General features: G+C 42.2%; 23 protein-coding genes and 4 pseudogenes. 16 read left to right on the forward strand and 11 right to left on the reverse strand.

The annotated features are described in order from the left end of the window. Position 1: 1 nt before the first annotated feature. The 10 genes and pseudogenes from ACINLD_RS10215 to ACINLD_RS10260 all read left to right on the forward strand — a co-directional run. Positions 2 to 796: an MBL fold metallo-hydrolase gene (locus ACINLD_RS10215; protein ID WP_077735889.1), complete on the forward strand. Its 795-nt coding sequence runs from the start codon at positions 2 to 4 to the stop codon at positions 794 to 796. A gap of 82 nt (positions 797 to 878) precedes the next feature. Then, positions 879 to 2,093 (forward strand): S1C family serine protease, encoded by a 1,215-nt coding sequence (locus ACINLD_RS10220; RefSeq protein ID WP_077735890.1) that lies wholly within the window; start codon positions 879 to 881, stop codon positions 2,091 to 2,093. A 258-nt stretch (positions 2,094 to 2,351) separates the two neighbouring features. Beyond that, positions 2,352 to 3,186: pseudogene (locus ACINLD_RS10225) on the forward strand (S-adenosyl-l-methionine hydroxide adenosyltransferase family protein). A 257-nt stretch (positions 3,187 to 3,443) separates the two neighbouring features. Next, positions 3,444 to 3,914, forward strand: coding sequence for a DUF4234 domain-containing protein (locus ACINLD_RS10230; RefSeq protein ID WP_026589445.1), 471 nt, complete (start codon positions 3,444 to 3,446; stop codon positions 3,912 to 3,914). A gap of 29 nt (positions 3,915 to 3,943) precedes the next feature. Next, positions 3,944 to 4,459 carry a GNAT family N-acetyltransferase gene (locus tag ACINLD_RS10235; protein ID WP_035428584.1) on the forward strand — a complete coding sequence of 172 codons (516 nt, stop codon included), beginning with the start codon at positions 3,944 to 3,946 and terminating at the stop codon, positions 4,457 to 4,459. Positions 4,460 to 4,759: 300 nt separating this feature from the next. Beyond that, entirely contained in the window at positions 4,760 to 5,434 is a 675-nt protein-coding gene (locus ACINLD_RS10240; RefSeq protein ID WP_410206984.1) for a hypothetical protein, read from the forward strand. A gap of 79 nt (positions 5,435 to 5,513) precedes the next feature. Continuing rightward, positions 5,514 to 5,672: a CxxH/CxxC protein gene (locus ACINLD_RS10245; protein ID WP_077735891.1), complete on the forward strand. Its 159-nt coding sequence runs from the start codon at positions 5,514 to 5,516 to the stop codon at positions 5,670 to 5,672. 80 nt (positions 5,673 to 5,752) lie between these two features. Further along, positions 5,753 to 6,232, forward strand: a complete 480-nt coding sequence (rlmH, locus tag ACINLD_RS10250; RefSeq protein WP_077735892.1) for a 23S rRNA (pseudouridine(1915)-N(3))-methyltransferase RlmH — start codon at positions 5,753 to 5,755, stop codon at positions 6,230 to 6,232. Between the two features lie 255 nt (positions 6,233 to 6,487). Further along, entirely contained in the window at positions 6,488 to 6,610 is a 123-nt protein-coding gene (locus ACINLD_RS10255; RefSeq protein ID WP_218669744.1) for a cyclic nucleotide-binding domain-containing protein, read from the forward strand. A gap of 17 nt (positions 6,611 to 6,627) precedes the next feature. Next, positions 6,628 to 6,720 (forward strand): annotated as a pseudogene (locus ACINLD_RS10260) (Darcynin 2); the annotation flags it as partial. Between the two features lie 81 nt (positions 6,721 to 6,801). Here ACINLD_RS10260 and ACINLD_RS10265 read toward each other — a convergent pair. Next, positions 6,802 to 7,569 carry a carboxymuconolactone decarboxylase family protein gene (locus ACINLD_RS10265; protein ID WP_051290447.1) on the reverse strand — a complete coding sequence of 256 codons (768 nt, stop codon included), beginning with the start codon at positions 7,567 to 7,569 and terminating at the stop codon, positions 6,802 to 6,804. Between the two features lie 201 nt (positions 7,570 to 7,770). Between ACINLD_RS10265 and ACINLD_RS10270 the strand changes: the two genes are divergently transcribed. From ACINLD_RS10270 to ACINLD_RS10285, 4 genes are all read left to right on the forward strand, one after another. Beyond that, positions 7,771 to 8,136, forward strand: a complete 366-nt coding sequence (locus tag ACINLD_RS10270; RefSeq protein WP_236251182.1) for a MerR family transcriptional regulator — start codon at positions 7,771 to 7,773, stop codon at positions 8,134 to 8,136. Between the two features lie 433 nt (positions 8,137 to 8,569). Then, positions 8,570 to 8,782, forward strand: a complete 213-nt coding sequence (locus ACINLD_RS10275) for a helix-turn-helix transcriptional regulator (protein WP_026589436.1) — start codon at positions 8,570 to 8,572, stop codon at positions 8,780 to 8,782. After that, on the forward strand, positions 8,763 to 9,260 hold the full coding sequence (locus tag ACINLD_RS10280; protein ID WP_410206985.1) for a DUF3278 domain-containing protein: 498 nt from the start codon (positions 8,763 to 8,765) through the stop codon (positions 9,258 to 9,260). The genes ACINLD_RS10275 and ACINLD_RS10280 overlap by 20 nt, the downstream gene beginning before the upstream one ends. A 226-nt stretch (positions 9,261 to 9,486) precedes the next feature. Then, positions 9,487 to 9,726 carry a hypothetical protein gene (locus tag ACINLD_RS10285; protein ID WP_077736133.1) on the forward strand — a complete coding sequence of 80 codons (240 nt, stop codon included), beginning with the start codon at positions 9,487 to 9,489 and terminating at the stop codon, positions 9,724 to 9,726. 166 nt (positions 9,727 to 9,892) lie between these two features. Here the strand turns inward: ACINLD_RS10285 and ACINLD_RS10290 are convergent, their stop codons facing one another. The 9 genes from ACINLD_RS10290 to ACINLD_RS10330 all read right to left on the reverse strand — a co-directional run bounded on the left by ACINLD_RS10290 (position 9,893) and on the right by ACINLD_RS10330 (position 19,039). After that, positions 9,893 to 10,495, reverse strand: a complete 603-nt coding sequence (locus ACINLD_RS10290; RefSeq protein WP_077735893.1) for a response regulator transcription factor — start codon at positions 10,493 to 10,495, stop codon at positions 9,893 to 9,895. Continuing rightward, positions 10,492 to 11,628 carry a sensor histidine kinase gene (locus tag ACINLD_RS10295; RefSeq protein ID WP_026589432.1) on the reverse strand — a complete coding sequence of 379 codons (1,137 nt, stop codon included), beginning with the start codon at positions 11,626 to 11,628 and terminating at the stop codon, positions 10,492 to 10,494. Before ACINLD_RS10295 ends, ACINLD_RS10290 begins: the two co-directional genes overlap by 4 nt. A gap of 6 nt (positions 11,629 to 11,634) precedes the next feature. Then, the gene (locus ACINLD_RS10300) at positions 11,635 to 12,372 is read right to left on the reverse strand and encodes an ABC transporter permease (protein WP_026589431.1); all 738 of its coding nucleotides are present in this window, start codon (positions 12,370 to 12,372) and stop codon (positions 11,635 to 11,637) included. Then, positions 12,369 to 13,271, reverse strand: coding sequence for an ABC transporter ATP-binding protein (locus ACINLD_RS10305; RefSeq protein WP_026589430.1), 903 nt, complete (start codon positions 13,269 to 13,271; stop codon positions 12,369 to 12,371). The genes ACINLD_RS10300 and ACINLD_RS10305 overlap by 4 nt, the downstream gene beginning before the upstream one ends. A gap of 264 nt (positions 13,272 to 13,535) precedes the next feature. Then, complete coding sequence (locus ACINLD_RS10310; protein WP_026589429.1) at positions 13,536 to 13,847, reverse strand: nucleotide pyrophosphohydrolase; 312 nt, start codon at positions 13,845 to 13,847, stop codon at positions 13,536 to 13,538. Positions 13,848 to 13,849: 2 nt separating this feature from the next. Further along, on the reverse strand, positions 13,850 to 15,487 hold the full coding sequence (locus ACINLD_RS10315) for a DUF2075 domain-containing protein (RefSeq protein WP_077735894.1): 1,638 nt from the start codon (positions 15,485 to 15,487) through the stop codon (positions 13,850 to 13,852). A gap of 512 nt (positions 15,488 to 15,999) precedes the next feature. Beyond that, the gene (locus tag ACINLD_RS10320; protein WP_077735895.1) at positions 16,000 to 17,004 is read right to left on the reverse strand and encodes a FecCD family ABC transporter permease; all 1,005 of its coding nucleotides are present in this window, start codon (positions 17,002 to 17,004) and stop codon (positions 16,000 to 16,002) included. Then, complete coding sequence (locus ACINLD_RS10325; RefSeq protein WP_409444427.1) at positions 17,001 to 18,011, reverse strand: FecCD family ABC transporter permease; 1,011 nt, start codon at positions 18,009 to 18,011, stop codon at positions 17,001 to 17,003. The genes ACINLD_RS10320 and ACINLD_RS10325 overlap by 4 nt, the downstream gene beginning before the upstream one ends. Before the next feature lie 107 nt (positions 18,012 to 18,118). After that, positions 18,119 to 19,039, reverse strand: a complete 921-nt coding sequence (locus ACINLD_RS10330) for an iron-hydroxamate ABC transporter substrate-binding protein (RefSeq protein WP_077736134.1) — start codon at positions 19,037 to 19,039, stop codon at positions 18,119 to 18,121. Positions 19,040 to 19,620: 581 nt separating this feature from the next. Between ACINLD_RS10330 and ACINLD_RS10335 the strand changes: the two are divergent. Together ACINLD_RS10335 and ACINLD_RS10340 are read left to right on the forward strand one after the other, a co-directional pair. Beyond that, a pseudogene (locus ACINLD_RS10335) lies at positions 19,621 to 19,897 on the forward strand (thioredoxin reductase); the annotation flags it as partial. A 259-nt stretch (positions 19,898 to 20,156) separates the two neighbouring features. Beyond that, positions 20,157 to 20,252: pseudogene (locus tag ACINLD_RS10340) on the forward strand (SEC-C metal-binding domain-containing protein); the annotation flags it as partial. Positions 20,253 to 20,321: 69 nt separating this feature from the next. On the opposite strand, the gene ahpF reads toward ACINLD_RS10340, so the two are convergent. After that, positions 20,322 to 21,851 (reverse strand): alkyl hydroperoxide reductase subunit F, encoded by a 1,530-nt coding sequence (gene ahpF / locus ACINLD_RS10345; protein WP_077735897.1) that lies wholly within the window; start codon positions 21,849 to 21,851, stop codon positions 20,322 to 20,324. Positions 21,852 to 21,853: the final 2 nt, after the last annotated feature.

Below are 21,853 nucleotides of genomic sequence, written 5' to 3' on the forward strand. Positions count from 1 at the left end.
CATGAGCCTGCAATTTAGCGTACTTGCGAGCGGGAGTACCGGAAATGCATTTTATTTGGAAACGGATGACCGCGCTTTTCTTGTTGACGCAGGGCTTAGCGGGAAGGCAATCGAAGGTCTGATGTCGCAAATTGACCGGAGTTTGGACCAGCTGGACGGAATTTTTGTCACTCATGAACACAGTGATCATATTAAAGGTCTCGGTGTTCTGGCAAGAAAATATGAGCTTCCCGTTTATGCCAATGAAAAAACGTGGAAGGCGATGGAAGGCCATATCGGCAAAATAGACAACGGTCAGAAGTTCGTGTTTCCGATGGAATCGGTAAAGTCGTTCGGTTCTCTTGATGTTGAATCTTTTGGCGTCTCTCATGATGCTGCAGAACCGATGTTTTACGTTTTTCACTATAATGGACGAAAGCTTGCGCTGATTACGGATACCGGCTATGTCAGCGACAGAATGAAAGGCATTATCCGCTCGGCCAACGTCTTTATTTTTGAAAGCAACCACGACGTCGGGATGCTGCAGATGGGCCGCTATCCATGGAATATTAAGAGGCGGATTTTGAGCGACATCGGCCACGTTTCAAATGAAGATGCCGCATTGGCGATGAAAGATGTCATCGGAGACGAGACATCAAGAATTTACTTGGCTCATTTAAGCCAGGACAACAATATGAAGGAGCTGGCGAGAATGTCGGTTCAGCAAACCCTTGCCGCCAAGGGATTGCTGGCCGGAGAAGCCTTTGATTTATTCGATACGGATCCCAAAAAGCCAACACCTCTTGCAGCCGTATAAATTTTTCTTGTTCAATGATTAATCTTAAAGGATATGATCCACACTATATACATATATCGTTCCTTGAAAGGATTTGAATATAGTGGATTTTAATCATGATGAGGAAAAGTACGTTCGTCAAAAGCCGGAAAGAAATTGGAGAAGCTTTTTGTTTTCCAGCTTGATCGGTGCCGTGATCGGCGCTTTGCTGACAGTCTTTGCGCTGCCGTATCTTTCCGAACAGGGGCTCTTGCCGTACAACCTCCAGGTCACTGAATCGAACGGGGGACGGACGGCAACCGGACAAACCGGAACGGTGCGCAATGTCTCAGTCAATGTCAATAATGAGGTTACACAAGTCGTTTCTAAAGTATCCGATGCCGTGGTCGGCGTCATCAATATCCAAAAAACAGGGGTATGGGATGAAGACGGTGAAGCGGGAACCGGATCAGGTGTTATTTATAAAAAGAACGGCAACACATCACACATTGTGACAAACCATCATGTGATTGAAGGAGCGACGCAAATTGAAGTCAGCTTGAATAACGGGACAAGACTTCCGGCAAAACTGATCGGCAGCGACAGGCTGATGGATCTTGCCGTTCTTCAAGTCAACAGCAATAAAATAAAAGCGGCTGCCGAGTTTGGAAATTCCGATAAGGTCAAGACAGGCGAGCCTGTGATTGCAATCGGAAACCCTCTCGGCCTGCAGTTCTCAGGTTCTGTCACACAGGGCATCATTTCTGGAACAGAGCGGGCTGTTCCAGTTGATTCGAATGGAGATGGACAGCCGGACTGGAATGCCGAGGTATTGCAGACAGATGCCGCCATTAACCCGGGAAACAGCGGCGGCGGACTGTTTAATATCGACGGCAAAGTGATCGGCATCAATTCGATGAAGATCGCAGAATCAGCCGTAGAAGGGATTGGACTGAGCATTCCGGCAAACCTCGCGATCCCTGTTATTAATGATTTGGAGAAATACGGTGAAGTGAGACGCCCGTATCTCGGAATCGAGATGAAGTCCCTTGGCGATATCGCCAGCTACCATTGGCAGGAAACGCTTAAACTGCCGGACAATGTCACTTCAGGCGTTGTTGTCATGGGCGTTGCCCCAATGTCGCCTGCAGGAAGAGCGGATCTGAATGAACTTGATGTCATCATTGAGTTCAACGGCGAGCGGGTATACGACATCGTCGACCTGCGCAAAGAGCTTTATACGAAACATGTTGGCGACACAGTGAAATTGAAATATATGCGCGGCGGAAAAGAAAAAACAACAGAAGTGAAACTGTCGCGGTCCAAATTGGGCAATTAATCAGGAACAGTCTGGCGAATCGAGCCAGGCTGTTTTTGCATGCCTTTATGATGAAGGAGATAAAAATTTTCGTCAAAGCGTTAATTTTTAATTTTAGCAATAAAATCAACGGTAGAAGAACCGAAAAGAACATTTTTGACCTAAGCAATTTTCTTATATTGATTGATAAAAACCGATTCTACGGAAAAAACGGACAAGGGCTCGTATTGCGTTTCATTTCGCCGTGCTGTATGATTTTGACAAGGAAACGGAGATGGGATGAGTCAGCATGCGCTTGTATTGCAATCGGATTTTGGCATTGACGACGGGGCGGTCAAATTCGGTTGACAGTTCAATCCGGATTTTCGATTTAACACACAACATTCTCGTGTTTCACATTTGGGAGGCCTCATACCGCCTGCTGCAAACCGTTTCTTATTGGCCTGAAGGAACGGTATTTGTGACCGTCGTCGATCCCGGTGTCGGCTCAAAACGGCGAAGCATTGCCGTAAAGATCGCCACAAATCAATATATCATCACACCGGATAACGGGACGCTCACCCATATCAGCAGGAAAATTGGAATCGCCGAAGCCCGTCAGCTCGATGAATGGCAAAACAGACTTCCAAAGTCCGGCGAGTCGCATTCGTTTACGATCGTGATATTTATGCATACACAGGAGCCAGACTTGCTGCAGGCATCATCGGCTTCGAGCAGATCGGCCCCGAGCTCTCCGCGAATTCAGTGATCAAGCTCCCTGTCATGGAAGCCTATATAGAAGATGAATGGATAACAGGCACAATCGATATTTTGGATATTCGCTTCGGCAATCTGTGGACGAATATCAGCAGGACGCTGTTTAGCACGTTAGACATTCACTACGGAGATGTATTGGAAGTCATGGTGATGAATAACGGACACAAAGTCTATCACCAGGTCATGCCATTTGCGCGTTCATTTGCCGCAAATCCCGGTGGGCCAGCCGCTTGTTTACGTGAATTCACTGAACAATTTGGGAGTTGCCGTCAACCAGGGATTTTTTGCTAAGTCGCACGATATTGGAACTGGAAACGATTGGCGAATCTCACTTCACAAAATCAAGAAACCGGCATAAAAAAACCATAATAAAACAACCTGGCGGAAAATCCAGGTTGTTTTTTGTTCGTTCAAAATACATAAAAATGAAAAAATCAATGATGAAGTTGATGAGAAAGGAAGGGATAAATGTTCAAAAAATGAGCCTAAGGTCACCTTAGTTCCTAAGTCTTATTGTCTAACAACTGGGAAAAGAATATATTGATGGGTGTGCCGCTAAAATGAAAATATTCATTCAATTCATTTGTTTGGAAAAAGAAGATCCGGAGGAATGATATGAACGACAATTTGCAGATGGCGATGAAAACGCTGTCTAATGAAAAGAACAAAAGTACGGTGTCCGTTGTTGTTTTGTGTCTTGTTACCCTGGGGATTTACATTCCATATTGGTTTTTATCCAGAAGAAAAAGCTTCGATTTGCTGCCATATCATGATATTCCCTACACCACGTTAAAAGCCATTATATTTTATCATTTATTTTCTATTCCGATGAGAATATCAGCCGCAATCGTATTTCCAGAGATGCACTACAGCCTTTATCTATTGCTGGATAGAATTATTTTGATTTTGTCTGCTGGTGTTCTGATTTACTGTGCGCTCGTTGTGACGGCTTCATTGAATAAACTGTCGGGAAAAGAACCTGCCAAAGGCTCTGTTTTCGCATTCCTTTTAAATGTGATATACATACAGCACAGAATCAATAAACTGGCAGAGCCCAAGCGGCCTTATTTGACCAGGGCATCATAAGAACGAAAAAGGAAGTGAAAAAATAATCGATGTTAAAGACGAAATTGAAAATAGACTTAAGCAAGCAGAAAAGAAATCCGGTCTTTCTGACACCGATGTCGGAAGACGATTTTAGAACCTATCAAACATACTCAATCCAACATTACGCCATGGCAAAAGTGAAAGCCGGCACATGGACGATAGCGGAAGCAATGGAGAAATCGGAAGAACAACTGAAAACGCTTTTGCCCGATGGAACGGCAACCATCAATCATTATCTCTGGTCGATTGTGAATGAAAACAAGGATGTCATCGGCTGGCTTTGGCTTTACGCAGATCCCTACCACCCGCAAAAGGAAGCGTTCATTTATGATTTCGGCCTTTACGAGGCCTATCGCGGACAAGGAAACGGCCAGCAGGCTTTAAAGGCATTGGAAGAGGAAGCAAAGCAATTGGGTATCAAAAAGCTTTCCCTTCATGTATTCGCCCATAATAAGACGGCGAAACGGCTGTATGAGAAAATGAATTTTGAAACAACTGATTTGCATATGAGCAAGCGGCTGTAAACACGAGGATCAAAGCTTTAAGCTTTGATCCTTTTTTGGAGCAGTTCTTTGTTCCTATTCATGTTGAAAGAAACGTGTCGAAAAAAAGTCAAAATGATCATATCGAACCTCTTTATGTTACAGAAAGTGAGATTTAATATTACAGGATGAAAAAAATGACGATTTTAGCCCTATTGATTGTCGATTCCCAAAGAAAAAGCACGAAATTTGCCTCGATCCAAAAGACCCGATTTATTTATCGTCATCAAAAAAAGGAACTGATATACCTAAAAAAATTCCATTAAATAGCTAGATTTGGTTTTGATTTATCAATTGCGTTATAGTACCTTTTTATATGGAAAGTGGAAAAGTATAGATGGCAAGGAAAGAAGTTGGTTTAACAATGAAAGAATTTGCGGAATTTCCGAAGATTCGAGCCGATCACGCGCTTTTGTTAACGCTCGTAACCTTCGGGATGTATATTCCATTTTGGTTTCTGTCGAGAAGACAGCTGTTCGAGAGGTATCAGATCAAGCTCCCGTACATTGCGATAAAAGTGACGGTGCTCTTATTTGCTTTTTCAATGCTGGAATCGTTTTGGGCAAGCCTACATTATGTCTTAGAAGATGTTCTCCCTTATGGCGACAACATCCTGCTGCGCGCTCTGTACCCAGCGCACAGCTTTTTGCCTCAAGTTTCATTCCTTTTATTCTGCTTTGTAAACATCAGAAGCTGTTTCAGGATTCGGAAGGCTCTTCTAAAGCGGCAATTGAAGACAAATGGGGTGATGACCTTCTTGTTCAACGTCACTTATTTGCAGCATCTCATCAACAAACAGATATCAGAAGATCATCAAGGTGTGAAAAGCGAAGCGGTATAAATGAAAAGCAGACAGCGGAGACATTCAGCATTGGCCAGGAGGCCAGTGCTTTTTGTGTGGAAAGTTATCCAAAGGGCTTGTGGATAAATGATCTAAAGAAGGGTAAAACCTATTAACATGTGAATAAATAGGGTATATTGAATAGGGAGCTTTTTCATAAAAGAGCCCAATGATACAGATATTGGAGGGACTTTCATGAAGTCTTGCGAAGAACATATTGAGACCGTCATTGACATGTATGTGGATGAGGAAGAATTAGCCCCGGAAATCAGAAAAATCGAACATACACACAGCTTATCCACAACCTGTGAATTGTGCGATAAGCCCGCAATATATATAGTGGGGAACGAATGATCGGGCACTAAATACACAACCCTTATCCACAATTGTGGATAAGCTATCTGAATAACTTGTTCTTAAAGTGGGGATGACCTGTGAATATATCAATCGTAGCAATCGGAAAACTGAAAGAAAAATATTTAAAACAAGGAATCGACGAATACAACAAACGGCTTTCAGCCTACGCCAAAATCGACATCATCGAACTCCCGGACGAAAAAGCGCCGGAAAACTTAAGCGACCAGGACATGAAAATCATCAAAGAAAAAGAAGGCGAACGGCTCCTCTCCAAAATCAGCCCCGACGCCCACGTCATCGCCCTCGCGATCGAAGGAAAAATGAAAAGCTCAGAAGAACTAGCCGATAATATGGATAGACTCGCCACATATGGAAAGAGCAAGGTAACCTTCGTCATCGGCGGCTCGCTCGGCTTGAGCGACGCCGTCCTGAAGCGCGCAGATGAAGAGCTGTCGTTTTCAAGGATGACGTTTCCACATCAGCTGATGAGGCTGATTTTACTCGAGCAGGTTTATCGGGCGTTTCGGATTAATCGGGGGGAGCCTTATCACAAATAACGGCAATTTTTAAAGGAGAGCATATATACCGTTATTATCGCTCATTAGAAAATAGAGTGAAGCAAGCTTCGATTTCGGAGGAAGAATGGACTTTGTTTGTCAAGTTAACTTGTGCAAGGCTAGTAAATAAAGGAACGCGCCTGATTGAGTCTGGTGATCACGTAAGCTGCAATTATTTTTGCTCAGAAGGTTTATTCCGGTTATTTTACACGCTGGCCAACGGCAGGGAATATAATGTCGCTTTGGAGAATGATTTTGTTACATCCTATGGTAACAGGCCAGCCCACCAACTTTACGATCAAAGCGATGGAGGATTCGGCCGTTATAGAAATTCGGAAGGACGTACTGGAAGAATTAATGAATAAAAGCCATATGTGAGAAAGAAATTAAAGATTTATACCCAGGGATACATGAAAATTAAAGATGTCATTATGGGCATGGAAAATGCTTTTAAGTCCTATGAGTCGGAAGTGCTCAAAATGAATTGATCAAGTTAGGATGTAAAAAGACCGGAAAAACTCTGTGAGTGAAGTCCGGTCTTTTTATCAACTTGCCCTACCGGTGAATGACTATGTTAAAAATATCTTTTTGGCAACATTTACAGCATTCAAGACTTTAGGAAACCCCGTGTATGGGTAGCATTGCAGTAATGCCTCAATCACTTCTTGTCTCGTTAGACCTACACGAATGGAGGCATTGAGATGAACGTGCAACTGTGTCTCGCATCCACCTTGAGCAGTTAAGGCTCCTAATGTGACGAGTTGGCGCTGTTTAGGGTTTAGTCCTGAGCGGCTGTAGATTTCACCAAACGCAAATTCAATGATTTGTTCAGCTAATACAGGGGCAATCTCGGCAAGTGAATCGGCAACCGCCTCACCATGTTTGCCGTCGATTTCTTGAAGTTTTGCTACGCCTCTTTCCCGTCGTTCCCCTATAGAATGTAGTAGTTCGTCCTCGATGTTTACTTCGATATTTTGTTCTGCAAAAAGTTGTTTCGCAACGGTAATGGCATTTAAAGCACGAGGAGCCCCGCAAAACGGAATACAATGGGTAGCAATTTCAATAATTTCGTTTGGCGTAATTCCAACTTTCAAACCGAAATTCATGTGCCACTTGAGTTGATTTGGAGTATCACCTAACGATGTTAACGCAGAGATCACGATCATTTCTCTTTGTTGATAGGTGAGTACGGGATTATTGAAAACTTGCCCAAAAAATTCAATAATGTACCGACTTATGTGGGGAGATACATCGTTTAAAGTATGAATAACCGCTTGGATTCCTGCTTCATCAGTTTCTTGAAAAAGTTTTTTTCCATTTTCATAGTTTGAGTTCATCGCTTAATTGCCTCCAGTTTTGATGTTTTCTATTTCCCGGTACTTCTAATGTAGTTTATTATTGCTGCTCGAAGTCAAATATATGTTTTTACAATAGAATTTGCTATTAGGTAGAGGTTACTAAAGCATTTTTCTATCTTTTTGATCTGCATTTCGTTATAGTAACTATAACGAAAGGGGACGGATCGGATGTCATTTTCGATGAAATATGTAGTTGATAACTTACATGTGACTGCAAATACACTCAGATTTTATGAAACGGAAGGGTTGTTAAGAAAAATTTCTCGAGATTCAAATGGTCGTAGAATATATAATGATGACGATTTGAGATGGATCAACTTTATCCGATCTCTGCGGTTGACAGGAATGCCTATTTCTAAAATAAAAGAATATATCGATCTTTATGAATTAGGCGATGAAACATTCCTGCAAAGAAAAGAAATGATGATGCAGCATAAATTAGAAGTACAGAATAAAATCAATGAAAACCTAAAACATTTAGAAGTAATAAGTTATAAGGTTGCGATGTACGAACTTCAAGAAAGGAAAGACACGCAGAAAATTTAGTATACTGGACTGTAAGATAAAAGCTCGGCTGTATGCCGAGCTTTTCCAATGATGACACAGCTGTTTCAACATGGTTGTTTGTTACACGTTCCGGCGCCATATGCTTTTTAGTCAGTCCAGCTGAACATAAAACGTCGTCTTCTCGTTCGGCACACTCTTCGCATAGATCTTGCCCGCATGTTCGGCGGGGATGCCCGGACCAGTATTGGTCACCGAAACCTGGATATGGCCCTGACGTTTTTTAAGCGTTACGTGGATTTGGGATCCTATCTTTAACAATAGATCGTCAATAAGACGGTCTTTTTTATTTTGAATTTTGAAAAGGAACTTTGAAATTATAATTTATAGGCTTATCTCAGTGTAACATATAATTGACATCTGAATAAATGTCATATATATTGTACATATCGATGGTGATGAAAGGGTGTTTGGCTTGAACAGGGTCAAAGAGTATAGAAAACGATGCAACCTTACTCAGATTGAACTTGCCAAAAGAGTTGGTGTTGCAAGACAAACCATTAATCTAATTGAAAATGATAAGTATAACCCCTCTTTGTCTTTGTGTATTTCCTTAGCTAAGGAGCTCAAAACAGACCTTAACACTCTATTTTGGGAGGAGAAAATGAATGAAGAATCAAATACTTAATCGCTTTATTGGCGCAGTTGACGATCGTGATGAATATCAGCGTTATGAAATTTATAAGGAATTAGCCTTTTCTGGGGTTTTGTTATGGTATTTATCCATGTTATTAATGTTCATTAGTCTCATCATTGATACAATACAAAACACCCTATCGTTTGCGACACCTTCACTTTTCATGATTAATATGATTTACGGGGCTATGATTATTATAAAAATGAGGAAAAAACATCTTGATGAAACAGATTGTGCTTCGATAGAAGAATATGAGGAAAAGAAAAAACGCTTGAAAAAAACGTCATTTTTAGCTGGTTTTCAATGGGGGTTATCCATGTTAATTTTTATGGAATATGTATCTCCTTATTTATCGACTGGTGAAATAAATGTAAGTTTGTGGAATATATTTGTTTGGGTTATAGGTGGAATATTCTTTGGTATGACAATGTATTGGTTTTCAAAATCAAAGCTACAGAAGCACTTTTGATCAAATGGTCAAGCAAGGAGCTTCAAAGGAAAATGGGAATAGGAACACTTCGCAAAATGTGTAAGTGTTCTTTTTTACGCAGTAAGAATTAGAAGACTCTCTGTGTACTTTTTAAACGTTGAAAGGAGATAAATATGACATTTACCATATATATAAAAGTAATTGTGTTTTTATCCCGAGTTACCAACTTTTTAAAAATCAAATTAGACAAGGACCTTCGGTATCTATGAAGAAAATTGTAAAAAAATTTTTATCACCAAGTAAAAAATACAAAGTTGAAATTATGAAAAGACATGATGGTCTATACACAACAGAAGTCTTTGCATGGTTTGAATGGGATGACGAGTATGAACATGAGTATTGGAGTCCAATTAAACAAGGTTTATCACTGATTGATACAGAGAAAAGAGCGATAGAAATTGGTATTGAACAACTAAAAGAATGTTCAGGTGAACTTATCGATTAAGGAGGAGTTGTTCTAAAAACATCTCAAAACGAGAGTGTCGATGGTTAGGAATGATCATTGTTCAATAAAGGAGCTGTCCTAAAAGGTCATGAAATTGAGCTGAAAGGCCAGCTAAAGCATCTGAAATGCCCATCGAGCAATAAACTGCTGATCACCCAGACCACACTCAAACCCACCCCTTCCCCTCTGCAATCCTCGCCGCTTCCATCCGGTTTTTCGCATCCAGCTTCTGCATCATTTCAGAAATATAATTCCGGACGGTTCCTGACGACAAGAAAAGTTCCGCGGAGATTTCTTTCGTCGTCTTACCGAGAGCGGCGAGGCGGAGGATGGCCTGTTCGCGTTCGGTGAGCGGGTTTGTTTCGCGGATGGCGGCGAAGCTGAGTTCCGGGCTGAAGGTTCGTTTGCCTTCTGTGCATTTGCGGATGGCAGCGGCGAGGTCGTCGATTTCTCCATCCTTGAGCAGGTAGCCGTGGACATTGCTTTTGACGGCGCGTTCGAAGTAGCCGGGACGCGCAAACGTCGTTAGGATGATGATTTTCGTTTTTGCGCCTTGCTTTGCGAGCTCTTCGGCCACTTCCAGGCCGCTTTTGACCGGCATTTCGATATCCATGAGGCAGACATCCGGTTCCAGTTTGAGAATGGCGGCGAGTGCTTCTTCACCGTTTATCGCTTGGCCGATCACTTCCATGTCTTCTTCCAGATCAAGCAAGGAGCCGAGCGCGCTTAACAGCATCTTTTGATCCTCGGCAATGAATATACGAATCATAGCATTTCCTCTTTTCGTTCTTTCTTTATCATGGGAACGGTTATCTTTAATACAGCGCCGTTATGGGTTGAAACATCGATGTCTCCGTCGATTAATGAGAGCCTTTCTTTCATCCCGCGCAGGCCGTTTCCAAACGGTTTTTGCTGATCGATTCCCATTCCGTCGTCCTTGACGGTGATGCTCATGTTTTCGTCTGTTTGCGAAATGGAAATGATGCAGTGGGTGGCGCGGCTGTGTTTGACGATATTTGTGGCGGCTTCGCGAATACACATGCTGACAATGTTTTGTGTGACGGGAGGGATGCTTGAAAAATCGGAATCTCCCATGTATTCGAATGTGATGTCGGCAGCCCGCAGGATTTGCTGGATGTGAATGAGCTCTTCGGCGATCGTTGCCGTTTTCATATCAGACACGAGTTCTCGGACTTGTTTTAAAGCCGCTCTTGATGTGGTTTCCATTTCTCTTGCTTCTTTTCGCGCCCGTTCGGGATCGCTTGCGACGGTGCGCTGGACAAGCTGGCTTTTTAATGTGAGCAGTGACAGGGTATGGCCAAGTGTATCATGGAGATCGCGGGCAATCCGGACACGCTCCTCGCGCTTGACCAGTTCCTGAATATGCTGATTGGCTTCATCAAGCTCTTGTTCCAGCTCCATGCGGCGGTTCATCGAACGGATGCCAAATGGTGAAATGAGCATAATCACGAGAAAGGGCAGAAAATAAGAGAGCTGGTTGTGCAGCGACTGATCATTGAGCAGATGATAGGTGAAAGGGGCGACCAATACAACAACCAGGCTGGCAAGCCCGCGCCGGAACTTCTTTTTTTCCCGGTAATAACCGATAAAGTTTGCTGGAAAAAAGCCTAAAAAGACTAAGTTGATATCATAGAATACAGTGTAGATTAAAATGATCGAAAGCTGGATGGCCAGCCAATAAGAAAACAATTTTTTTTGCGGCGAAATAAAATAAAGCTGGCGGTACGTCACAAGGAAAAGCAGCACCAGTCCGAAGCCGATCAGCTGTTTCAGGCCCGCCGTCTGATATGTCAAATAGCTGATCGGCAGCAGCAAATAGATTAAAAAGATATAAGGAAAAAAGCCGTATCGGCTCGGAAACATGCTGAACGATTTTTTCATTCTGGCTCACACCGCTTCTTGTTTTTTTCTCAGATATTTAGATAGTAGCATAAGTGCTGCTGAATAGGTCAACAGGATGAGAATGTTTTGCCAGCCGGGCATTTCGCCTTTCACAATCTCCCACGCTCCGCTGCCAAAATGATAGGAAGGCAGCCAATAGCCGATATTCTGCATCATTTTCGGCATCACCTCAAGCGGCATCCACATCCCGCCGGCAACAGCGAGCGCCATATAGAGCACATTGCTGACTCCGGCCGCTGTGTCGACTTTTTTCATCATCCCAATCAATGTTCCGATCGCCAGAAACGGGAGCGAGCCAAGCAAGATCCACAAGCCGCTCAAAATCCATTCCAACGGGGTTAAAGAAACGCCGTTGATCAAAGCGCCGGATAAGAAGATTACCGTAATCGACAGGAGATGAATGACACTTTGCCCGGCCATTTGCGCGGCAAAATATACATGATCCGGGAGGGGAGTCACGCGAATAAACGTCGACCAGCCTTGAGCGCGCTCTTGTACCATGCGGATTCCGAGCGTCATGATCGAGGAGCCCATCACACTGAATGATGTCATCGACATTAAATAATGCGCTTTCCAGGCCTCAGGGTCGGAAGCGTTCGTGTTGACGATATTGGTGAAAATATAGTAGAAAGCAATCGGCATCGCCAGCGACCAAAAAACATAATATCGATTTCTGAGCATTCTTTTGATCTCTGTTTTGCACTGCATCTGAAATACGCTCATTTTTCCTCGTCTCCTTTGTCTGTCAGCTGACTGAACGCCTTCTCCAGATTGCCGCGTTCGATTTGAATATCATAAGCGCCGATCTTCTCCTCGAAAATGAGCGCCAGGATGTTGTCCGTATTGGCTGTTTCGATGAAGATGCGCTTGTTTTTTCTGTAAATCCGCTCGATTTCAGGGTGCTGATACAGCTTTTCCAGCGGTTGTTCCGGGTCCGCCATAAATGAAACGGACTGCCTCACAATGTTTGCTTTGATTTCCTGCGGTGTTCCGTCTGCGACAATGCTGCCGTCTTTAAAGAGCAGGATTCGCTGTGCGGCATCATCTGCTTCTTGTAAATAGTGAGTTGAAAAAATAATCGTTTTTCCTTGATCAGCAAGGTTATGGATCGTTTGCCAAAAGCGGTTTCTTGATGTGATATCCATTCCGACTGTAGGTTCGTCAAAGATCATCAGCTCAGGATCGCCGGCAAGCGCCAAGGCAAAGCTCAGCCGGCGTTTTTGTCCGCCGGACAACTTTTCTGCCCGCGTTTTTAAATCGCGATCTGTCAGGCCTGTTAAACGCAAAAGCGTTTGAAGGGGCAAGGGCTTTGGATAGTAGCTTCGAACGAGTTCGATGATTTCCCCTGCATTTAACCCCGGCATCACACTGACTTCCTGCAGCATCGTGCCGATTTTCTCGCGCACGCGCCTTTCTTGGGGTGAGGCATGAAATAATCTAACGTCACCGTCCGTCGGCTTTAACAGCCCCAGCATCATTGAAATCGTCGTCGTTTTCCCGGCTCCGTTCGGCCCGAGAATCGCGACAATTTCTCCTTTTTCAATTGAAAAATCTATCTGATCAACCGCCGTTTTTTGGCGGAAAGTCTTTGTTACATTCGTCAAGCTCACAACATTGCACATGACTTATAAACCACCTCCTGATTTACTCATTTTATTGTATAAGCTGAGGAAGGCGGATTTTAGTAAGTGATGTCATGAAAATCGGATGACAAATGTCATTTTTTGAAACAATGAAAAAATAACATGGAGCAAGCTAACGGTGTAAAGCAAATGAAGTAGGGAGATGAGCAGAGCGCCATAAAAATCGACGCATCATGGAGATAGAGAGAGCGGTCTTCAATTGTGAAAGAAGCTCTCTCTACTTAAAAGTGTCAAAGGAGAGTCTTAACCATTATTTTTAACCGGATACTTCCTCCCGTTCTTCACAATTTTCTCTTCCACAATCTCTTTCACATCCAGTCCAAGATCGTTGCACAGCATGAGTGAGTAGATCAAAACATCCGCGATTTCTTCACGGATGTTTTCTTTATTTGCTTTGAGTGCTTCTTCACTGCTGATCCATTGGAAGTCTTCGAGCAGCTCTGCTGCTTCGATGGAGATTGAGATGGCGAGGTCTTTTGGGTTATGGTATTGTCTCCAGTTTCGTTCATCTCTGAATTCGTTGATTGCGTTGATTAGGTTTTGGATATCACTCATGATCATTTTCCCCTTTCTAACTCGAGTAGTCTCTTTCTTAATTTAGGGTCTGTCGCATAAATATAGAGGCCGTGTATGCCCCGCTTCATCAGGACATTTATTGAATTTAATATGATTTGTTCTTTAATTTGTTCATTCTGTTCTGGAGACAAATCTGTACGTGACACGAATGCCCCTTTATCTTTGTATTTAGAAGTATCAATTACCAGTTCGTCGTTGTCTTCATCATAGCTTACAGAAGGGCCGAGAACGACGCCGACGTAATTTAGATCAAACCCTTGAACAGTATAAATGGAGCCGACTTCTTTAATAGAATTTGGATTTTCGGCCCATGTCACTTTATCCTGGGTGCTGTTCCAGGGCATGTTAATCCCTTCTTCATCAACGATGTAAGTCTTTTTATCTTTTTTATGTAAATAATCAAAGGTCGAGACAATCCGGGAGAGCCCGTCTTCACTGTTTTTATGTTCAATAGCTGTTTTAAACGCAGCAGCATCTTCGAATATTTTTAGCTCGAAGGAGGAGTCTTCAGTCGGCAAGGGAAGAACTTTCTTTTCAACAAAGCTGTCAATCCACTTCATCGTTTCTGGATTGGCGTTCATTCTCATTTGGTCTGTAAGTTTTACGGTTTTCGCATCATACTGATTGATGATTTCTTCGAGCAGCCTATCGTTCCAATAACTTTTAATCTTTAGGACTTGTTTTGGATCAAAGATCACAACAGTGATTTTACTTCGCCTAATGATCTCATCCAGCTGGTTTTGGTAGCGAAAATTGTTATAGGAATCTTCCTTTGTCAAAAGCAGATGAGCTTCGTCTACTAATACGATATCCGCTGTTGCTCCCGTCTTTGTTTTCTCATTAATAAATGGTGTTGGCTTCATAAGACTCTTTTTCTTCAAATTCGGTAAGCTGTTGGCGATACTTTTATAAGTCTTCAGCATTTCACTGTGATTCACCAGCAAGTAATTATCTTTTTTACCTAAAAAAGGGTCCCCGCTGTTAGCCAAGTCTTGAATCGTATTAAACAGAGAGGTTAATAAGACACTTTTACCTGTGCCGGCATCTCCTTCAATGACAATGACATGATTTCCTTCTTTTTGTATATGTTCTTTACAGAAATCAAGGATCTTATTTTTAATATCGAGCTGCTGGGGTGAGAGTTCCTTATAAGGAGATAACTTATAAATGTCTTTATTCCTAAGGTTTTCAAGAGAATCGCTCACAATTTTCTCTTTTCTCAGCTTCTCCCAAATGACTTGAAAGATATTTTCATTATAAAAGGGTTTCTGATAGTAATTGTGCATTTCTCTAGACCTGGTCTGGCTCACGTTTTGCAGCTGATAGCGGTTATCGGCGATAAAATAGTTAATTAGATTTGATTCGATATTGTACGTCGCAGACTGATGAAATTTCTCATGGCCGATTAAAATAAAGCGATTTAAACTTTTCCGCTTTTTATCATCTATATGATTCTTCAAACGCCGTGCAGCTTGAACCGTTTGCCCAATATATGCAGTCGGTTTCTTTTTCTCATTATAAAGGATATACACAATCGGATAGTTATTTAAATGCATTGTTTTTACAACATTCACATGGTCTGGAGTAAATTCTCTCTTTTCAAACACAAGTTCATTCATTGCTTCAGCCTCTGAATCTCTTTTTTAAAATAATAGTACCATATTTATGGCAGCCTATTGATATAAGTATGCAAATATTTTCCGGAGAAAGAGTCAAAAAAAGCGGCGTGCGGTTGTCATGGACTCTACGATGACAAGGAAGCAGCTATAACAAAGCGTTTTTTGTTGAAATAAAGCTTAGTAACAAGCCTAGATAGGAGCTGGCTGTTAATACGATCAGAACGGCATTGGATCAAAGGATTAAACATGACAGCGAGCTGCGGAAAAAAATATAAGAAGTGTTGCTTGAACAATTTATCATGATATCGAGAATTAGGCGGGAGGAGCCTATCATAAGTAAATGAGGTTTTTATAGATTCCACTCTAATAGATAAAAGAGGTCGTCTGAAAAGAGAAAATTCCTCCCTTTCATACCACCTCTGCAAAATGGGCTACCAAAGGGTTTGATTTAATGGGTCCATTTTGAAATGAATTTTTGAAGACTTATTGGGACAGCCTCGTTTTATGGATTTTTACTTTTTCAATAACAAATAAATAAAGTAAGGTGCCCCGATTAATGAGACCATGATTCCAGCTGGTATAGTGGTTTCAATGATATTACGTCCGATTGTGTCGGCGAATAATAATAACCAACCGCCAAGTAGAATAGCAACAGGGATAAATAGCTGATTTCTAGGTCCTACCAAAGTTTTTGCGATATGTGGGGCCATTAATCCGATAAAGGTAATACCTCCAGTGACAGAAACAGCAGCAGCAGCTAATGCGACAGCTGTTAAAAGTAAAATGATCCGCTCCCTTTCAATGGAAACCCCCACTCCAATGGTTACAGGCTCGCTTAATCCTAATAGATTTAGTCGATTTGCTTTGTACAAAGTAAACGGAATCAAGATGACTAACCAAGGCAGGAGAGCCCAAATAAATGGCCAATCTGTTCCCCAAATATTTCCTGCCAGCCATTTGGCGATGAAATCGACTTTTGTCCGTTCAGCAGAAGAAATAATGACAATCATAGCTCCGGAAAGTGCGGTTGAGAACCCGACTCCGATGAGGACTAAGCTTACAGGCTGCATGCCATTATTTTTGTTATAGGCTAACAGATAAATGAAGAAGCCTGTTATAATTGCACCGATAAAGCCAACAATTGGAATCATATAAACAAATGATCCAGCTTCGGTTGGGAAAAATAAAAAGAAAATGGCAATGGCAACCCCAGCACCGGAATTAATCCCAATAATGCCTGGATCAGCTAAATCATTTTTTGTGATTCCTTGCAAAATAGAACCTGATAAAGCAAGTGCCATCCCAGCTAATAAAGTAATCAATATTCGAGGCAAGCGAATAGAATATAATATAAATTCCTCTTTAAAGGTTCCTTGACCTAATAGAGTCCGGATGAGTCTGTCAAAAGATAAACTAGCAGACCCTATTCCCATCCCAATAACAGCTGTAGCTAGGATGAGTATGAGAGAAATCGATAAAATCATTCGCTGTTTTTTGATTAGTGCTGAATGTGTCATGAGAGTGCTTTTCCTCCCTTTCGGACAATGATCAGGAAGAACGGTAAACCTAGCATAGCCACAATGGCTATAACAGGTGTTTCATATGGTGCATTTAAGGTACGGCCAAGTGTATCAGCAAATAGCATAAAAGCAGCACCACAAGTTGCAGACATTGGTAAAATATAACGATAATCGGTTCCAACCATTGCTCGAACAATATGAGGAATTATAAGACCGATAAAGGTCATATTCCCAACAAGAGCAACAGATGCCCCGGCGAGAATGATAATGACAATAAATAGAAGGATTTTAATTCTGATGATATTTTGGCCTAAGCCAACTGCAACTTCTTCATTTAAGCTGAGAATGGTAAGTTGTCTCGAAAGGAAAAAGGAAACAACAACTCCAATTACAATGAAAGGTACAATCGTTTGCAGTTGGTTCCAATTCGTTCCGGAAACCCCTCCTGCTGTCCACATTGAGATATCTTTAGAAATTTTAAAATAAAGGCCAAGCCCTTCGGCAATGGCGTATAAAAAGGCGGAAACAGCAGAACCCGCTAATACAATACGGAGAGGAGAAAATCCGCCTTTTTTCATCGCACCAATTCCAAAAACCAACAAGGCGCCGATTGCGGCTCCAATAAAACAGGCAACCATCGTCAAAAAGTAGTTAGCTGAAGGAACGAAGGCGATCGTAACAGCCAATGCTGCATAAGCCCCAGCAGATAATCCTAGTAAACCTGGATCAGCAAGTGGGTTTCTTGTTATACCTTGCATGATTGCACCAGAGACAGCAAGAGCTGCGCCCACAACAATGGCGGCTATTTCGCGAGGTAACCGAATATCACGGATAATCGAAATATGATCACCGGTTGCAGAAGACGAAAGAGCCAACCATACATCTTCAACTGAGGCGTCTGCAGCTCCAAATATCATCGCTATAAAAAACATACCAATCAGAACTAGAATTCCTAAGATCAGTTTGAATGCAAATGAGGTAAAAGATAGAGTTTTTCTTACCATAAGGCTCGTCATTTTCCTTTCTTAGAATGGGAAAGGGGCTGACAGACAGGGAAATAACGTCCCTTTCCGGCCAACCCTTTTCAAATAGACCTCTACTTTTTCCAGTTTTAGTTTCCTAGAAATGCTTCTTTAAAGAATGCCAGTTGCTTTTCAAGTGTGATTGGGTCAGTGAATGATGCGCCTTCACCTTGCATTTCAATGACATGTCCCTTTTGGACAGCAGGAATGTTCTTGTATGTGTCTGTTTCTTGGAAAGAGGTATTTGCATCAGAGTACTTACTTAAAATGACATAATCTCCCGCATATTCTGGAAGCACTTCAGCTGATAACGTATAATACCCTGCTTTTAATGCGTCTTCCTTTACTTTTTCAGGCATTTTTAGTTTCATCGTTTGATATAAGATTTCTGTACCGCGCGCCCAGTTATTACCGAAAACATAAAGGTCTTTCCCAGATGCTTCAATAACAGATACTGTTGAATTCTCGCCAATTTTTGTACGAATATCTTCTCCAATTTCTTCTGCACGTTGCTTAAAGTCATCAACCCATGCTTGGGCTTCTTTTTCTTTGTTTAGTAGCTTGCCAATTTCCACGTGTTGAGTTAAATAATCTACTTTACCCCATGTATAAGTAACAGTAGGTGCGATTTCATTTAATTTGTCTAAGTTTTTTACCGTTGATAACGCGATGATTAAATCTGGCTCTAATTCAATAATTTTTTCTAGGTCATCCTCTGAAACTTCTTGAACATCTTTTAACTTTTCTTTAAAGGTTGGATTGTTTTTAGACCAAGTGTCTACACCGACAACATTGACTCCTAAATCTAAAACATTGCCAGTGTAGCCTGAAAGCATAACAACTCTTTGTGGGTTAGCTGGAACTTCAATTGGTCCTGTTTCCGCTTGGTATGTAATCGTTTCGGATTCTTTTTTTGTTGAGCCGCTGTCCTTTGTTGTTGACTCTTCATTGCCACATGCACTAATAATAAGAGTTAACAGTAGCAAAAACGGGATTAATAGTTTCTTCATGCTCATTTTCACCTCTTTATAAATTGTAAGTAACACTTATTTGTTCTCGAGTCACGGCCAATAACGGCATCAATTTGAAAGACTTCCCGCAGTCCTCACCTCTTCACAAGCCCAGCCTTCACGACTTCGCCGTCTTTAATGCAATGATATAATCCGCAAAACGAGCTAAAAGGACTGAGTCTGATTGATGTGGAATAATATGCGTAATGGCCTTCAGTAGATGTAGATTTTCCACAACCATTGGATTCGAGATGGTTGTCACCTTTTATCTGGAAATTGTTACACTGAGATTTTTTACAATTAAACGTCCCCCAGAGCCAGTACTTTAATTCTCTAGTAAATACTGAATCATCTTTATGGCCCGCAGAATGAGAAATGAATAAATAATCGATAATGATTATCAATATCAATAAATATATATTTCATTTTTCAATATGTCAATACAGAAATTGTGTCCTTATCCTAGTACCCTCATGAAAATGAAAACTTTTAGAAAGATAAAATGAATTATGATGAAAATGGGTTTAATAACTTATCATTGATAAGCAATTGCGAATGATGTTTGGGAGTCAACAGGATGATATTCAACCTTTGATAGCGGGTTAGGAGAGAGGAAGCTAATTGAATATTGGCCGAAACTTGGCGGGGAAATCCTTGTTTACCCGGAGAAAAATTTGGGATGTTAGTTGATTGACCTTTGATCCAACAGCTGTGTTGAATGAAAAAATAGAATTGATACCCATTTTTGCTTGCGCGGCGTCAGGTCAAAATCATTATACAAAGACAGTGATTATTGCTGTTGGGAGTGGAATTTTGCATTTTAAAAAGCTTGAAATTGAAGGAGCAGAGCGGTTAAAGTCGCTAATTTTCATTATGAAAAGATAAAACCGTAATCAGGAGGTGGAAATACTGCTGTTAATTAAACATTCCGTCTCGCCTGAGAACCCTCCTAAATGAAACTTGGCAGCAGGCTTTAGGTGAATTATTGAATCACTTTGTGGATGTTGAAAGGTCACACACCAAAGGAAATTTTCCAAAGAAAAAAATCAATGATTGGCTCATCTTCAGTTCATCCGCTACCATTATCCAATGTGATCGACTTCACGATCTTTGATCATGCGGAAGTGGGAAGAGATATAAGAAGTGTTGCTGGAGGGAGGGTTTAGAATTTGGTGTGGTGAACCATGCCAGGTGCGCATATTGTGTATGTTAATTACTTTTTAATAGAAAGAAAAAAGCCGCCACACTGCTATTTAAGCAGTACAGCGGCTTTGTATACTAGTTAGTTGCGAATCAGGTAATCAAACGCGCCTAAAGCGGCATTTGCACCAGATCCCATCGAAATGATGATTTGGTTATACGGGCTGTCTGTGCAGTCGCCTGCAGCGAACAATCCAGGAATGGTTGTTTCGCCGCGTTTATCGACTGCGATTTCGCCGATGCGGTTGCGTTCGACGGTTTCCGGCAGCCATTCTGTGTTTGGCACAAGGCCGATTTGGACGAAGACGCCTTGGAGTTCGACGTGTTTTTCTGCTCCTGTTTCACGGTCAACGTAAGTGATGCCGTTAACGTTTTCGTCGCCTGTGATTTCTTTTGTTTGCGCGTTTTTCACAACAGTTACATTAGGGAGGCTGTAGAGACGTTTTTGCAGAACTTCGTCCGCTTTCAGCTCCGGCGCGAATTCAAGAACAGTCACATGGTTGACGATGCCTGCAAGGTCAATCGCTGCTTCGATTCCGGAGTTGCCGCCGCCAATAACGGCTACGTCTTTGCCTTCAAACAGTGGACCGTCACAGTGCGGGCAATATGCGACACCTTTGTTTTTGAACTCTTGTTCACCAGGTACGCCGATATTGCGCCAGCGGGCCCCTGTTGAAAGGATGACGGTTTTGCTTTTCAGAACAGCGCCGTTTTCCAGTTCAAGTTCAAACAGATCTTTTTTCTCGAGACCTTTTGCGCGTTGCAGGTTCATGACGTCGATATCATAATCCTTCACATGTTCTTCAAGGCTTGCCGCAAGCTTAGGGCCTTCGGTGCGCTTCACGCTGATAAAGTTTTCGATGCTCATCGTGTCAAGGACTTGGCCGCCGAAGCGTTCGGCAACGATTCCCGTGCGGATGCCTTTGCGCGCTGCATAGATCGCTGCGCTTGCACCGGCAGGTCCGCCGCCGACAACGAGGACATCGAACGGATCTTTATCAGAAAGCTCAGACGCTTCTGTGCCGCTGCCCATCTTCGCAAGAATTTCTTCAAGCGTCATTCGGCCGCTGCCAAAGGATTCGCCGTTCAAGTATACGGTCGGCACCGCCATGATGTTTTTGCTCTCAACTTCTGATTTGTATGCCGCACCGTCAATCATCGTGTGTGTGATGTTCGGGTTGAGCACACTCATCATGTTCAATGCTTGTACAACATCAGGGCAGTTGTGGCATGTGAGGCTGATATAAGATTCGAAGCGGAATTCGCCGCTGATGTTCTTGATTTGATCGATGATTTTTTGATCGACTTTTGGCGGTCTGCCGCTCACTTGCAAGAGTGCCAGCACCAAAGATGTGAATTCGTGTCCGAGCGGAACGCCGGCGAATGTCACGCCTGTTTCCTCTCCGGCGCGATTGACGCTGAAGCTTGGCGTTCTGTCGAGCTGCGCCTTTTCAACAGTGATTTTGGATGACATGGAAGCCAGCTCTTCTACAAGAGCCAGCATATCCTTAGAGACACTGTCATCGCCTGCACTGACTTTAAGGACGATGTCATTTTCAATCATCTGCATGTATTGGTTTAGTTGTGCTTTGATATTTGCTTCAAGTACCAATT

Origin of the sequence: Bacillus sp. z60-11 (assembly GCF_046464135.1) — a bacterium.
GTDB classification, from domain to species: Bacteria; Bacillota; Bacilli; order Bacillales; family Bacillaceae; genus Bacillus; species Bacillus sonorensis_A.